The sequence below is a fragment of the Mycobacterium sp. NPDC050441 genome, from assembly GCF_040655355.1.
Lineage (GTDB): Bacteria > Actinomycetota > Actinomycetes > Mycobacteriales > Mycobacteriaceae > Mycobacterium.
The window spans coordinates 953,059-967,793 of the sequence record NZ_JBFAJS010000001.1; the positions used below are offsets into that span (position 1 = coordinate 953,059).

Annotated in this window: 14 protein-coding genes; 7 read left to right on the plus strand and 7 right to left on the minus strand. The window is 67.0% G+C overall.

Features of this window, described 5'->3' with window-relative positions; all coding sequences use genetic code 11:
* Positions 1-9: 9 nt before the first annotated feature.
* Genes AB0I14_RS04685 through AB0I14_RS04705 form a run of 5 tightly spaced genes read left to right on the plus strand, consistent with a single transcriptional unit; the run spans position 10 to position 3,565 of the window.
* Complete coding sequence (locus AB0I14_RS04685) at positions 10-291, plus strand: BMC domain-containing protein (RefSeq protein ID WP_044514625.1); 282 nt, start codon at positions 10-12, stop codon at positions 289-291.
* 2 nt (positions 292-293) lie between these two features.
* Positions 294-956: a microcompartment protein gene (locus tag AB0I14_RS04690; RefSeq protein ID WP_358016457.1), complete on the plus strand. Its 663-nt coding sequence runs from the start codon at positions 294-296 to the stop codon at positions 954-956.
* Positions 956-1,951: a phosphotransferase gene (locus AB0I14_RS04695; protein WP_358016460.1), complete on the plus strand. Its 996-nt coding sequence runs from the start codon at positions 956-958 to the stop codon at positions 1,949-1,951. Before AB0I14_RS04690 ends, AB0I14_RS04695 begins: the two co-directional genes overlap by 1 nt.
* Before the next feature lie 17 nt (positions 1,952-1,968).
* Complete coding sequence (gene fabG / locus AB0I14_RS04700) at positions 1,969-2,748, plus strand: 3-oxoacyl-ACP reductase FabG (RefSeq protein ID WP_358016463.1); 780 nt, start codon at positions 1,969-1,971, stop codon at positions 2,746-2,748.
* 49 nt (positions 2,749-2,797) lie between these two features.
* Positions 2,798-3,565, plus strand: a complete 768-nt coding sequence (locus AB0I14_RS04705) for a GntR family transcriptional regulator (protein ID WP_358016466.1) — start codon at positions 2,798-2,800, stop codon at positions 3,563-3,565.
* A gap of 49 nt (positions 3,566-3,614) precedes the next feature.
* Here AB0I14_RS04705 and AB0I14_RS04710 read toward each other — a convergent pair whose 3' ends face one another.
* On the minus strand, positions 3,615-4,151 hold the full coding sequence (locus AB0I14_RS04710) for a MarR family transcriptional regulator (RefSeq protein ID WP_358016469.1): 537 nt from the start codon (positions 4,149-4,151) through the stop codon (positions 3,615-3,617).
* A gap of 79 nt (positions 4,152-4,230) precedes the next feature.
* On the opposite strand from AB0I14_RS04710, the gene AB0I14_RS04715 reads away from it, so the two are divergent.
* Complete coding sequence (locus AB0I14_RS04715) at positions 4,231-4,956, plus strand: SDR family oxidoreductase (RefSeq protein ID WP_358016472.1); 726 nt, start codon at positions 4,231-4,233, stop codon at positions 4,954-4,956.
* On the opposite strand, the gene AB0I14_RS04720 is transcribed toward AB0I14_RS04715, so the two are convergent.
* From AB0I14_RS04720 to fadD4, 6 genes are all read right to left on the minus strand, one after another.
* The gene (locus AB0I14_RS04720) at positions 4,942-6,093 is read right to left on the minus strand and encodes an MFS transporter (RefSeq protein ID WP_358016475.1); all 1,152 of its coding nucleotides are present in this window, start codon (positions 6,091-6,093) and stop codon (positions 4,942-4,944) included. The genes AB0I14_RS04715 and AB0I14_RS04720 overlap by 15 nt on opposite strands.
* Positions 6,090-7,367: an amidohydrolase family protein gene (locus AB0I14_RS04725; RefSeq protein WP_358016478.1), complete on the minus strand. Its 1,278-nt coding sequence runs from the start codon at positions 7,365-7,367 to the stop codon at positions 6,090-6,092. Before AB0I14_RS04725 ends, AB0I14_RS04720 begins: the two co-directional genes overlap by 4 nt.
* Positions 7,361-8,476: a CoA transferase gene (locus tag AB0I14_RS04730; protein ID WP_358016480.1), complete on the minus strand. Its 1,116-nt coding sequence runs from the start codon at positions 8,474-8,476 to the stop codon at positions 7,361-7,363. The genes AB0I14_RS04725 and AB0I14_RS04730 overlap by 7 nt, the downstream gene beginning before the upstream one ends.
* A complete protein-coding gene (locus tag AB0I14_RS04735) occupies positions 8,476-9,378 on the minus strand; it encodes an acyl dehydratase (protein ID WP_358016813.1) in 903 nt (300 codons plus the stop codon). Before AB0I14_RS04735 ends, AB0I14_RS04730 begins: the two co-directional genes overlap by 1 nt.
* A gap of 76 nt (positions 9,379-9,454) precedes the next feature.
* Entirely contained in the window at positions 9,455-10,339 is an 885-nt protein-coding gene (locus tag AB0I14_RS04740; protein ID WP_358016483.1) for an enoyl-CoA hydratase/isomerase family protein, read from the minus strand.
* Positions 10,336-11,856 (minus strand): fatty-acid--CoA ligase FadD4, encoded by a 1,521-nt coding sequence (gene fadD4 / locus AB0I14_RS04745; protein ID WP_358016486.1) that lies wholly within the window; start codon positions 11,854-11,856, stop codon positions 10,336-10,338. Before fadD4 ends, AB0I14_RS04740 begins: the two co-directional genes overlap by 4 nt.
* A 225-nt stretch (positions 11,857-12,081) precedes the next feature.
* On the opposite strand from fadD4, the gene AB0I14_RS04750 reads away from it, so the two are divergent.
* Positions 12,082-14,733: an adenylate/guanylate cyclase domain-containing protein gene (locus AB0I14_RS04750; RefSeq protein WP_358016489.1), complete on the plus strand. Its 2,652-nt coding sequence runs from the start codon at positions 12,082-12,084 to the stop codon at positions 14,731-14,733.
* The last annotated feature ends 2 nt before the right edge of the window (positions 14,734-14,735 follow it).

A 14,735-nucleotide genomic window follows, 5' to 3' on the forward strand; every position in this document is an offset into this window, starting at 1 on the left:
GAAACACCCATGTCCAGCAACGCAATCGGATTGATCGAAACCAAGGGCTACGTGGCTGCGCTGGCCGCCGCCGACGCCATGGTGAAGGCCGCCAATGTCACCATCACCGATCGTCAGCAGGTCGGTGACGGACTGGTCGCGGTGATCGTCACCGGCGAGGTGGGCGCCGTCAAGGCCGCCACCGAGGCCGGTGCCGAGACCGCCTCGCAGGTCGGCGAACTGGTCAGCGTGCACGTCATCCCGCGTCCGCACAACGAGCTCGGCGCGCACTTCGCGGTCGCCAGCAAGTAGCCATGCCGACCAAAGCGGAGGAGAGCACACGGATCCGCACCCAGATCCGTGTCTACCTGTTGGTGGAGGATCTGCAGCGCCAGTTCGCCGCATACCTCGGAACGCCGACCCGGGCCCGGGGATACCCACCGTATGAGGGTGAGCATGCGCTGATCGTCGAGGTGTCCCCCGCCCTGGCCATCGAGCGGGTGATCGACCTGGCCCTACGCGAGGTTCCGGGTATCCAGCCCGGAATCCTTTACGTGGAGCGCCAATTCGGTGTCCTGGAGATCCACTCGGCCAATCTGGAGGATGTCCGGCGGGCCGGCGAGGCGATCCTGGCCGGCACCGGCAACAAGGCCTCCGACCAGCTACGGCCCCAGGTGCTCTACCACGACATCATCGAGAACATCACCGATCAGCATGCGGTGATCCTCAACCGCAACCGGCAGGCGTCGATGATCCTGCCCGGGCAGTCTCTGCTGGTCTACGAGATGACCCCGGCGCTGTTCGCAGCGGTGGCGGCCAATGAGGCGGAGCGCGCCGCACCCGGGCTTACTGTGGTGGACGTGCAGATGATCGGTGCTGCTGGAAGGCTATACATCGGTGGCAGCACCGCGGATGTGACGGTGGCACGGGACCGGATCACTGCAGTGCTCGACGGTATCGAAGGACGGGATCACTAATGGTCATCACCGACGAGATCGATGTCGCCCAACTGGCGTTACGCCAGTACGACATCGGGACGGATGCGACGCTGCGGTTGCTGAACCTGTCCGAGAATGCCACGTATCTCGTCGAGGATGGCAGCACCCAGTCCATCCTTCGGGTGCACCGACAGGACTACCACCGGCCCCATGAGATCGAGTCCGAACTGGACTGGCTGCAGGCCTTGCGGACCGACAGCGACGTCACGGTCCCGACAGTGCTGCCGACCCGGGACGGACGCCGCCTGGTCACCGTCAACTGTGACGGAACTGACCGCCACGCAGTTCATTTCGGCATGGTTGCCGGGGCCGAGCCCGACGAGAGCGCGCTGACTCTCGACGATTTCCACACGCTGGGCCGGATCACCGCTGCGCTGCACGATCATTCGCAGCGGTGGGAGCGTCCGGCCGGGTTCGGCCGATTCTCCTGGGACTGGGAGCACAGCCTGGGCGGGAAGCCGCGCTGGGGCCGCTGGCACGACGCCTCCGGCGTCGGTCCCGCCGAGCAGCAGGTGCTGGAGCGCGCCCAGGCGCTCCTGCACGATCGGCTGCATGCCTACGGCACCGGGCCCGACGTCTACGGCCTGATCCACGCCGACCTGCGGCTGGCCAATCTGCTGGTGGACCCCGACCCCTCGGGATCCCCCAAGATCACCGTCATCGACTTCGATGACTGCGGATTCGGCTGGTATTTCTACGATTTCGGTACCGCGGTTTCATTCATCGAGGATGATCCAGCATTGCCGGAGTGGCAGGACGCCTGGGTGAACGGTTACCGCACCCGACGCGAACTGCCGGCTTCCGACGAAGACATGCTGGCCTCCTTCGTCCTGCTGCGCAGGCTGCTGCTGCTGGCCTGGATGGGCACCCACAGTCACTCCAGAGAATCGGCCACCAAGGCCATCAGCTATGCCGCCGGAAGCTGTGAACTCGCCGAGCGCTACCTGCGCTCCAACGGCCTCACCCTGACCTGACCTCAAAGGACCTCACTATGTTCGCTTCTCTTCAGGGCCGCTCGGCCATCGTCACCGGCGGCAGCAAGGGCATCGGCCGCGGCATCGCCCAGACGTTCGCCAACGCCGGTGTGGACGTCCTGATCACCGGCCGCAACCAGACCGACCTCGACGACGCAGTCGCGGCATTCGCCGACGCCCCCGGGCGGGTCAGTGCCTTGCGCGCCGACGTCACCAGCCCCGAAGATGCCCGTCAGGTGGTCAGTACTGCCGTCGAGCGGCACGGCGGACTGGACATCGTCTGCGCCAACGCCGGCATCTTCCCGTCGGGGCGCCTGGAAGACCTCACCCCCGACGACATCGATCAGGTCCTCGCGGTGAACTTCAAGGGCACCGTCTACATCGTGCAGGCCGCGCTCGCGGCACTGACCGCCAGCGGCCACGGACGCGTCGTCATCACGTCGTCGATCACCGGACCGATCACCGGCTACCCCGGGTGGTCACATTACGGTGCGTCCAAGGCTGCTCAGCTGGGCTTCCTGCGCACCGCGGCAATGGAACTGGCGCCCAAGAAAATCACCGTCAACGCCGTCCTGCCCGGCAACATCATCACCGAGGGCCTGGGCGAAATGGGCCAGGATTACCTCAACCAAATGGCCTCGGCAGTGCCTGCGGGGCGCCTCGGATCGGTCGCCGACATCGGTAATGCGGCGTTGTTCTTCGCCACCGACGAGGCCGCCTACATCACCGGACAGTCGCTGGTCGTGGACGGCGGACAGATTCTGCCCGAATCGCACATGGCGATCGCTGAACTCTAGTTCAACCCGGATAGAATTGGCTGTACCAATACACGGGTAGGGGGCCGGGGTGGCAGTTCACAGCGAAGAGTTGCGCAGGCGCATCGTCGCCGACATCAACGCGGGCACCCCCGGCGCCAAACTCGGCAGTGAGCGTGACCTCGCCGAACGCTACGGCACCAGCCGTTCCAGCCTGCGCCAGGTGCTGGCCGCGCTGGAGGAAGCCGGGTTGGTACACCGGGTGATCGGCCGGGCCGGCGGCATCTTCATCAGCCACGGGCAGGTGGAGCGGCACCTCTCCGATGTGGTGGGTGTGCCCGCCTTCCTGGCCAACCAGGGTTATGTCGCCGGCACCCGGGTGCTCTCGACGCGCATCACCACCCCCGACGACGCCACCCGGAGCGCGCTGCGCCTGGGCCCGGCCGACTACGTCATCGAGATTCAGCGCGTCCGCTTGGCCGACGGCTCGCCCATCTCGCTCGAGCATGCGCAGTTCCCCGCGGACGCCTTTCCCGGCCTGCTCGACCAGCAGCTGGGTGGGTCACTCTACGAAATCCTGCAATCCCGATACGGTTTGGTCACCGGCCGGGCCGATGAGCGTATCGAGGCTGTCAGCGCCACCAGCAATGAAGCCACCCTGCTCGGCATCAAGCCCAAGGCGGCACTGCTGTTGATCACACGGGTGACCTACGACCAGAACGGTTCCCCGTGCGAGTTCTCCCGCGACCTGTTCCGCGGGGACCGGACGGCACTCGCCGTCACGGCGAAGGGCAGCGGCATCGCCACCCATGCCGACGCCAACACCGCCTCTGTCACGCTGCAACGCCAAGCCGGCTGACTTCGTCTCACTCCCTACGGAATACGACGACCTGCCGGGCACCGATCGGTCAGTCGCCGACCTGGCCGATCTTCTGCTTGCCCAGCTTGAGGTCCAGACCGTCCAGCAGCCGGCGTAACAGCTGCGTAAGCTGTTGTTGTTCAACGGTATCCAGATGTCCGACCAATTCGGCTTCGCGCCCCAGCACCCGATCGACGAGCTCTTCGACGAGCGCATGCCCAGCCGCGGTGAGTTCCACATCGACCTTGCGGGAGCCGTCACCGCGGGTGGTGCGGAAGACCAGACCGTCGCGTTCGGCCCGGGCGACGCGCTGGGAGATCGCTCCAGCCGTGACCATCGTGGCGTCCGCGAGCTCCCTCGTGGTCAGTCGATACGGTGCGCCACCACGGCGCAACACCGACAACAGGTCGAGAACGGCAGTGTCCGCCCCGGCCGCAGCCAACGTACGTCGCCGGTCCTCGCCCAGAAGTTTCGCGGCATGCCAGATGCGCGTGACGATGCCGATCGGCCCCACTTCGGTGCCTGGACGTTCCTCCGCCCATGCCAATGCGATCGCATCTACGGGATCATCCGGATCAAGAGACATCGTCACCTCGTTTAGCCCTAAACGATCTGTTATGTTTAGACCTAAATAATCTACCTCCACTGTGGATCAAGGAGTGACAATGGGACGCCTCGTCGTGGTTACCGGTGGCGGGACCGGAATCGGTAAGGCCATCGCGCAACGCTTCGCCGCCTGCGGAGATTCGGTCATCATCACCGGCAGGCGCCGCGACGTGCTCGAACGTGCGGCGGCTGAACTGTCGGGAGACGTCACGCCCTCATGTTTCGACGCCACCGATCTCGACTCGGTCGAGACACTCGCCGCATCCCTCGACCGCATCGACGTACTGGTCAACAACGCCGGCGGCAACCGCGATTTCGACGCAGGCACCTCCGGCTCATCCCTGCGCGCGGTCGCCGACGCGTGGTCGTCGAACTTCACGGCCAACGTGCTCTCAGCAGTCGTGATGACCACCGCGTGCCGCGCCAAGTTCGTCGACGGCGGATCGGTGGTCACCATCGGTTCGATCGCGGCCGACCAGGGCTCGGGCTCCTACGGCGCGGCGAAAGCCGCTGTCGCCTCGTGGAACGTCGACCTGTCGCGCCAGCTCGGATCACGCGGCATCACCGCCAACGTGGTGTCGCCCGGCTACATCGCCGACACCGAGTTCTTCCGCGACAAGCTGTCCGGGCAACGCCGGGGCGAGCTGATCGCGGCAACCGCGACCGGCCGGGCAGGTACACCGGACGACATTGCAGACACAGTGGCATTCCTCGCCTCACCTGGGGCGCGCCACATCACCGGCCAGGTGATCGCGGTCAACGGCGGAGCCCTAGCGACCCGATGAGCCGTCAGGCCCTTCACGGCGGGGGAATACCCACATCAGCCCGACCCCCACACACGCGGCCGTCATCACCGCGAACGCCGTCGGGAACGAGAACGACGTGGCCAGCGCGCCGACGGCCAGAGACCCCAGGCCGGTACCCGCGTCGAATCCGACGTTCCAGGCCACACTGACCGCGCCGCGGGCGTGCTCACCGGTGGCGGCGAACGCCTGCACCAGGGTGAGGTTCTGCAAAGCGCCGTAGGCGATCCCGAGCAGACCGCAGCCGACGATCACCAATGCGCCGCCCATGCCGATACCCACGGCGATCACGGCCAGCCCCGCCGCGCCCACGCCCAGCATCGGGGCGATGAACCTGGCGGGGCCATGACGATCGGCAACCGCTCCGATCAACCACCGGGCCAATGCCGCTGTGCCGGTCATGGCCAACAACGCTCCGAGTGCGGTTGTGGCGCCACCCAATTGAGGAGCGAAGGTCAGGATGCCGCCGCCTGCCGCGGTGACCACCACGAGTGCGGAAATCGGGCCGACCAACCCGCCGAAGCCGCCGAGCCGTTCCGAATGGGGCTCGTGCGCCAGGCTCGGAGACGGGCGGGCGAATGCCAGCGGCACGGCCAACAACGGGACGGCCGCCAGCGTGAACACCAGTTGATAGCTGACATTCTCGGCCAGCCACGGAGCCAGCGGGGTCAACACGAACTGCGGTGCCGCGATGGCCAGCCCGTACGCTCCGATCGCCCGGCCTCGGCGCTCCTGTGGGATCAGTGCGGCGATACCCCTGACGCTGCAGACCGTCAGGATGCCGAAGCCCAACCCCCGCAACGCTGCCAGAAGCAGCACCTGCCACAGGGATCCGGTCAGCGGGTGCAGCACTGCCGGCACCCCCAGCAGCATCAGGCCGAGCGCCTGGGTTACGGCCCAGCCCGCCCGCCGTAACAGCCGACCGACCAGCAGTTGCGCGACCACGGTGAAAAGCATGAGCACGCTGTTGACCGCACCGGCGCCCAGGTTGTCGGCGCCGATGCGCACCGCCCACATCGGGGCAGCCGGCAGCAGCAGCGAAAAGCCGGCGAACCCCAGTGCGGCACAGGCCAACAACGCGGGCATGCCTGGTACCCGCCACACGCTGTCCCGGGTCACCGCTGGGACACCACCGAACCGGCGATGATGGTGGCGGCCACCAGGTCGGCGTCGAGCGCATCCACCACCCGCTGCGGGGAGCCCGCCAGCAGGCACAGGTCGCCAGGCTCGCCGGGGGCGACGCGCCGAGACCGGGCCGGATTCCCGGCGCTGCCCAGAAACAGCGTCAACGCGCGACGCCCCGAGATCCGTTCGACCGGGTTCAGCACCACACCGCGCGGGGTGCGGCGATGTACCGCGGCGCGCATTGCCGCCCAGGGGTCGGGATTCCCGAACGGCGCATCGGTGGACAGCGCCACCGGCACCCCGGCCGCCAGCAGGGTGGCCAGCCGCCACAGCTGATCGTGCTCGGCGCCAGGCACATCCGTCCGGTACTGGTCGCCCCGCTCGGCGACGAAGTTGGGTTGGGTCACCACCGTGATCCCCAGGGCGACGAGGTCGTCGATGCAGTCCACGGGCACCATCGCGGCATGCTCGATCCGGTCGGCGGGATGGCTGCCCGCGGCGCGCAGTGCGGCGACGGTGACGACGAGCTGGGCCGAGGTCACGCAGTGCACCGCCACCGGTACGCCGGCCCGGTGGCGTTCGGATATCCAGGCGGACAACGCGTCCAGGTCGAGTTCGTCGTCGTGCAGGATCCGCTTACCCGGAGCCAGACAGTGCACGCGTTGCATCAGCCCCACCGGGCGATCGGCAGGTCGCAGGTCGGGGGTGGCATCGGTGACACCCGTAACCCCATAGCCGGCCAGGCGGGCGCTGAACTCCTCGATCTGGGCGGGACGACGCTGCAACGCATCTGACCAGGTCCGGTCCGCGCTGCGCAGCCGCCCGTCGGGGTGATCGCCCAATCCCAGGGCCGCGAGGCCGGGCGAGTTCACCGTCCACATCACCCCGCTGCGATGCTGCACCCGCACCGGTGTGCCAGGAACCAACCGGTCCAGCGAGTGGCGGTCCAACGGGCCCGCCACCGCATCGTGGTAACCGACAGCCCGGATCCAGCCGTCGCTGCCCACGGCCGCGGCGGTCAACGCCCGAGCCAGTCCTGCCTCGTCGGCCACCTCGGCGGGGCCGACCCGGATCGAATCCTGCTCGGCCGCAGCCGAGTGCACGTGCAGATGGTGATCGTGCAGCCCGGGAATCACGGTGCCGGATGCCGCGTCGAGCACCTCTTCGCCAGGCTCGGGCGACAACGACTCGGCGACCTGCTCGATGGTTTCGCCCACCCGGATGTCGACCACAGCTCCGTCAAGCAGTGTCGCGCGACGAATCAGCATGGGGCCACGGTCCGTTCCGCCACCAACCGGCGCACTGCCCCGTTGTCGGCCCCGAGTTCCGGGCCGGCCGGCCCGGCGGCGGGACGCGCCGGTGGCGTCGCCTCGTGATCGTCGCCCTCCAGATAGCCATACCCGGCAGCCACCGCCGCCATCGAGAATTCGATCAGCTCACCGCCTCCGCGTTCCCGCGATGCCGCCACCGCAACGGCGGCGTGCAGTCCGGTGAGCGGGTCGGCAATGGCGTCACCGCTGAATACCGGTGTGCCGTCCTCATATCCGACCAGGCCGCCGGATACCGCGGCATCGTCGCCGAACGCCACCCAGTCGGCTCTCTCCCCGACGGTGCCGTGCCCGGTGATGCGCAACCAGATCCGCCCGGGCCTGGGGGCGACCGTATCGGGGCCCAGCCCACGCCGGGCCAGCGCAGCCGGCCGCGAAGCCTCGATCACCACGTCGGCCGCCTGGATCAGCGCGGCGAGATCGCGGGGGTTGTCGAAATCGGTGGCGTACGACAGCTTTCCACCGTTCATCCAGTCGAAGAATTCCGGTGCCCCGGAACGGGTCCCGTCCGGGCGGCTCCGGCTCTCGACCTTGACCACGGCGGCCCCGGCCCGGGCCAGAAGTTGTCCGCACAGCGGCCCGGCCCACATCGACGACAGGTCGGCCACCAGCATCCCGGCCAACGGCGCGGCCCCGGGCGGTCCGAGCGGGCGCATCACCGGCGGCGCGGGCGGGGTTTCACCAAGCACGCCCACCGGCAGTCCGAGCAGGCGCGCGCGTTCAGCCACCTCCGTGGAGCTGGTTTCCGCAACCCACCTCCGGATCGCCGGCCAAGGATCGGCGCCTACCGAATCATGCTGCAGCAGTGCGGGGATCATGGCGGTGTCATCGGGGCGTGAGAGGGTCAGGGCGCACCATCCGTCGCGGGTGGCCAGCAGATGTGTCGCCCCGCCCGCCGAGATCGGCCCTCGGGGCGCGATGTCCAACAGTGCGGCGCGGCCAGTGAGCAGTTCGGTGGCGTCGACCGTCACCCCGGTGTGTGCGGTGAAGCCGTCGGCGACCGTCTGGGCCTGCCTCAGCAGGGCCCTTGGAATCGCCAACTGCGCCATCAGAACTGCAGCGCGCTGAACCGCCAGTCCAGCACCTGGCGGTCGGGGTCGTCGGGTCCACCGGCCGCGTACACCAGCGAGCGCAACTTCAGCACCCCGGCGTCGGCCGATTCGACATGCAGCTCGCTGAACAGGGTGTCACCCTCATGTACGGGACCGGTGTGGTCACAGGACTCCCAGCCCAGGACCGTGACCAGGTTCGGCAACAACCGGCCGGCCTGGGCCAGGGCCAGTCCGATGGTATGCCCGCCGTACACCAGGCGCTGGCCGCCGGTGCGCCAATCATGATGGGTGGCAGCGATGTTCAAGGTCAGCCGAGCCAGTTCCGGGGCACTGCTGACCACGTCGGCAGTGCTGTGCAACACCGCGCCGGCCAGGCCCGGATCGAAATGTGGTCCGGGCACCCGCGTGCGGAAGGCGTCGGCGTCCCAGCCTGCGGTGGGGTTCGGGGCTGCCGCAGCGGCCCCGACCCTCGACAGGTCATCGGCATGCCGGGTGTCCATGTCGTCCCTGGACAGTGGGAGCATCGCGCAGCGGTAGAAGTCGAGAACCTTGCGGTCCGTCTGGTCGACGGTCGTCATCCTTAGGGCGGCCAGGCCGGTGGCCGCTCGTCCGGGCTTCGTCGAATTCTGTTTGAGACCAACCACTTCCGTGCGGGTGTACAAAGTGTCGCCGATCACCGGGCAGCGGTGGAACGCCAGGCCCCGGTAGAACAGGTTCGCCTTGACCCGCTGCGTCACCAGCGTGCTCTGACCGATCGCCACATCGCAGACCAACCCCGGGTGCGCCAGCGGACCCGACTCCCCCGTCACCGCGGTGGCGAGCTCGGTGTCGAGCGCCAACCGCAGCCGGTCGCCGAGGATCGCCTGATGCGTCGCAGCCGCACCGGCGGTCAACGTCATCGACGGTGCGGTGTCGAATACCTGGCCAACCACCAGGTCATCGAAGTACGGACCACCCTGTTTCACATCTCGCACCTTAGGCCACCTCATCGACCAGGCCCCACGCCTGCGCCGTTGCCGCGTCGATGGTGTGCCCGGAGAGCACCAGGTAGGCGGTGCGCCACCGGCCGATGCGTCGGGTGATGCTCACCGTGCCGCCCGCCCCCGGGATCAACCCGAGGGCCAGTTCCGGCAGGCCGATCGTGGCATCGGGATCACAGCTGACCCACCCGCAGAACGCCGCCATCTCCAGGCCACTGCCCAGCACCTGGCCGTGCACCTCAGCGCGGCAGCGACGCCCCAGCCTCGCCGTCAGTTCGTCGAGCACCAGCGCCGGACTGTGCCGGGTGCGAGCCAGGTGGGCGCTCGCCGGGTCGGCGAACGAGCCGAATTCAGCCAGATCGCCGCCGCTGCAGAAGGATCGGCCGTTGCCGCCGAGCACCACCTCGTCGACCGATGAGTCCAGCCGCGCCACCTCGAGGGCCTCGAGCAGCGCACCCCGGGCGTCGGTGGAGAACGCGTTGTGCCGCGCGGTCCGGTTGAACCTGACGTGCAGCGTGTTCCCGTCGCGGTGGGCCTGCACCGGTTCGGGTAACTGCGGCACGGTGGCCGGCCCGCGTTCGGCCAGCCACCGGGCGAATTCGGATCCCGATTGCAGCGTCGAATACGCCAGGGACTCGGTGACCAATCCGGCGCGGGTCGGCCCGGCCGGATCAAGCGAACGCAGCACGTCGTCACACACCGCCGCGGCCTGCGGCCAACTCCGGCAGCGCTCCGTGAGTTCGTCCACGACCTGCTCGACCGAACCCACGGTGACGGCCCGCCGGTCCGGACACAGGTGTTCGGTCAGCGTGAACGTCACGTCATCCGTCGGGGTGTCGACCCCGACGCGGATGCCCGCGGGCAGTTCCAGGACGGTCACGAGTACTTGTTTATCAGCTCCTGCTTGTACAGCTTGCCGGTGTCGGTACGGGGCAGCTCAACCTCGAACGAGATGGTCCGCGGGCACTTGTAATGCGTCAGGCGTTCACGCAGCCAACCGAGCAGCTCCTCGGCGAACTCGGGCGTGGCATCCACCGGGTCCACGGTCTGCACCACACCCTTGACGCTCTGGCCCATCTCATCGTCGGGAACGCCGAACACCGCGGCGTCCATCACCTTGGGGTGCACGACGAGCATGTTCTCGGCTTCCTGCGGGTAGATGTTCACCCCACCCGAAATGATCATGTGATGACGCCGGTCGGTGAGGTACAGATAGCCGTCCTCATCGACATACCCGATGTCTCCCACCGTCTTCCAGCCGTGCGAGTCACGCGAGGATGCGGTCTTCTCGGCGTCGTTGAGATATTCGAAATCGGCGCCGCCCTCGAAGAAGATCTCACCGGCCTGACCGGGTGGCACTTCCTGGCCGTCCTCGTCGAGGATGTGCACGAGGCCATTCATCGGCTTGCCCACCGAACCCGGGTGCGTCAGCCAATCTTCGGCGAAGATCACCGTCGCACCGATGGCCTCGGAGGAGGCGTAGTACTCGTCTACGATCGGCCCCCACCAGTCCATCATCTGCTTCTTGATCTCGACCGGACACGGTGCGGCCGCATGCATGACGCGCCGCAGGCTCGACAGATCGTACGAATTACGCACGTCCTCAGGCAGTTTCAGCATCCGGGTGAACATCACCGGAACGAACTGGCCCTGGGTGACCTTGTGCTTTTGGATCGCGTCCAGGCAGACTTCGGCGTCGAAACGCTCCAACACAACGGTGGTGATGCCGGCGGCCTGAATCTGCATGGACCACACCGACGGTGCCGTGTGGTACAGCGGGGCGGGGCTCAGATACACCGAATCCGGCTGCATCCAGAACCCGACGAGGGCCGACATCATGCCGGGGGTCTCCGACGGCGGCACATGCGGCAGGTCACGCTTGATGCCCTTGGGCCGGCCCGTCGTTCCCGACGAGTACTGCAACAGATCGCCGTCCAACTCGTCGTCGATCGGGGTGGCAGGCAGGTCCGCGACGACCTCCGGGTAACGCTTCCAACCGTCCAGTTCACCGTCGGCAATCAGCAGGGTGCCCGGCAGGCCGTTGGGCAGTTCCTTTTCGAGGCCGCTCAGGATGTCCTTGAGCACGGCCGAGCCGACGATGGCCTTGGCCCCGCTGTTGTCGATGATGTAGGCCGCCTCGGCCGCGGTCAGGTGTGTATTGATCGGCACGTAGTACAGCCCGCTGCGGCGGGCCGCCCACATCACCGCGTGGATGTGCTCGTTGTTCTCCATGAGAATCGCGACCACATCGCCCTCTTGCAGCCCCTGCTGCCGGAAGTAGTGGGCCAGCCGATTCGCGCGGGCTTCGAGCTCACCGAAGGTGACGACGGTGCCCGTGGGGTGGAGGATGATCGCCGGCTTTTCAGGGTTGGCCTCGGCATGCTCGCGGATCTGCATGATGGCACTGTAACCGGCGCCACTTGACAGGTGTCAATTAGGGCGGGATTACACCGCCGGGCACGGCGTGAGCAGGTGTTTGACTACAGAAGCACCGACAGCGCCCCGCACCGCCAATCCCAAGTCCAGCCGCGCCCGCCGGACCTACGATGTCCAAACGCCCAGCGGATCTAGCGTGGGGAGCGCCGATGCGATCGATCGAAGCGCGCTGAGGACGACATCGACATGCCGTCGGGGGTCGTCACGTTCGTGTTCACCGACATCGAAGGCTCCACCCGACGGTGGGAAGCCGATCCCGAAGCCATGCGAGCAGCGTTGGAGTCCCACGATGAAGTGCTGCGATCAGCGATTGAGGCCCACGACGGTCAGGTGTTCAAACACACCGGTGACGGAATGTGTGCCGTGTTCACCTCACCAGCGGCCGCCGTCGACGCCGCCATCACCGCGCAACGTGGTCTGGAATTGCCCGTACGAATGGGAATCGCCACCGGCGAAGCCGAACGCCGCGACGACGACTATTTCGGCGCCGTCCTCAACCGCGCCGCTCGAGTGATGGCGGCCGGTCACGGCGGGCAGATTCTGGTTGACGGCATTACCAGCGGTCTGCTGATGGAGGTCGATTTGATACCGCTGGGGCCCAATAAGTTACGGGACATAGTCAGACCCGTTGAGATCTTTCAGGTCAACGCGGAAGGCCTCCGCGCCGACTTCCCGCCGTTGGCAACCGCCAATGCCGCGCGCGGTAATCTGCGGATCCCCACCACGAGCCTCATCGGACGTGAGACCGAACTCGATGAGCTGAGCACGACTCTGAAATCACACCGCCTGGTGACACTCACCGGTGTCGGCGGTGTCGGCAAGACCCGCCTCGCACTGGAGTTGGCCTCACGGTCCGCCGACAGGTATCCGGATGGGGTGTTCGTGATCGAACTCGCCGCGGTCGGTGACCCCGTCGCCGTACCCGATGAGGTCGCGGCCGTTCTCGGTATCACCCAACAGCCGGGATTGAGCGTCTCCGACAGTGTCGCTATCGCGTTGGAAGGCCGAACACGTCTGCTGGTGCTCGACAACTGCGAACACGTCCTGGATGCCGCGGCCGATCTGGTCGAACGGATCTTCGCCCATTCCGTCACCGTCGGAGTCCTGGCCACGAGCCGGGAAGGACTCCGACTCAACGACGAACAGCTCTGGCCAGTACCGTCGTTGGACATCCGGGCAGGCAACGACTCTGCCGCCGCCGCATTGTTCATCGACCGGGCGCAAGCGGTATCACCCAATGCCACGTTCACCGCACCGGCTGAGGCCGCCGCTGTAGTCGAGATCTGCCACAGACTCGACGGGATTCCGCTGGCGATCGAGCTTGCGGCCTCCCGCACCGGGTCAATGACAGCTACCGAGGTTCGGGATCGGCTCGATGATCGCTTTCGATTGCTCATAGGAGCACGTCGCGGGTTGGAGCGCCACCAAACGTTGCACCACGCAGTGCAATGGTCCTATGACCTCTTGGACAGAGATGAAAAGACGCTGCTGGCAAGGTGTTCAGTGTTCGCCGGCGGGTTCAGCCTGGCCGGAGTATGTGCGATCGCCGACTCCGATGACGAACTCGTCGCTGTGGATCTCCTCGATGCCCTGGTCCGCAAGTCGCTGCTGGTAGCCGACCGGACTTCGGCGAAGACTCGCTTTTCGATGCTCGAGACGATCCGTCAATTCGCAGAGGAACAACTCGTCCGCGCCGGTGACGGCGAAAGTGTGCGCACCGCGCACGCACGCTACTTCGCGAGCTTGGAGCCCGAAGCGCTTGCACTGTGGGACAGCCCGCGTCAGCGGGAGGCCTACGCATGGTTCTCCGGCGAACTACCGAACCTGCGTGCGGCATTCCGGTGGGCTGCCGACCACGGCGACCTCGATACCGCGGCCACGATCGCAGCGACTTCCATCTTCTTCGGGTACTTCCTCGAGCAATGGGAACCACTGGCCTGGGTCGAGGAGATCATCCCGCTCGCGAAAGCCACACACCATCCACGACTGGCGCAGCTCTACGTCGGCGCCGCCAACTGTGCCGCACTGGGACGGCTCGATGACTTCGACGAGTACGCCAATGCGGCCCGGGCGGCGATCGAGAGCGGCGAATTCGACGACGTCGGCGATGAGCTCTCGTGTGTGGTGGCCGCCGGATACAGCACGACAGGTCGGCCCGAACGGGCTGTTGAGTGGTGCCGCGCCGGCATCGCACGTAGTCCGAGCCGCCACACAGCGAGCGAGTCGGTGATGGTGGTGTCCTTGGCCGTCTGCGGAGCCATGACCGAAGCAATCGAGGTGTCGCAGAATCTGCTCGCGGTCGCTCTCGCCGCCAACAATCCCAGCCTGGCCGGAGCCGCGCTGCTCGGATATGGCTGGGCCCGGCGGGAGACCGATCCCACCGCGGCGTACGAAGCCCTTCGCCGGGCATTGGCGATCGCTGACGAAAGCGGCGATCGACAGCAGACATCCATCATCGCGGGGCTCCTGACCGGACTGGCGGCCGACCGCGGCGAATTTACCGAAGCCTTCGACTACATCACCCAAACCGTCCGGCACTACTACGATTCCGGCACCACGGAGCTCATGCGCGTCACTCTTGGACTGCTCGCGGCGTTGCTTGCTCGACTAGGCATCCACGAGCCGGCCGCTACCGTCATGGGATTCACCGCAGCCGCAATCGGGCACCCGAGTTTTCCCGAGATCGTCGCCGCGATCACCCATCTGCGCGATGTTCTCGGCGACGACCGCTACCGATCGCTCGCTCAGACCGGTGCCGGCATGACGACCACCGAGATTGCCGACTACGCATTCGAACAGATCGGCCGGGCCCGGTCCGAATTGCGCACCGCGGGGTAACC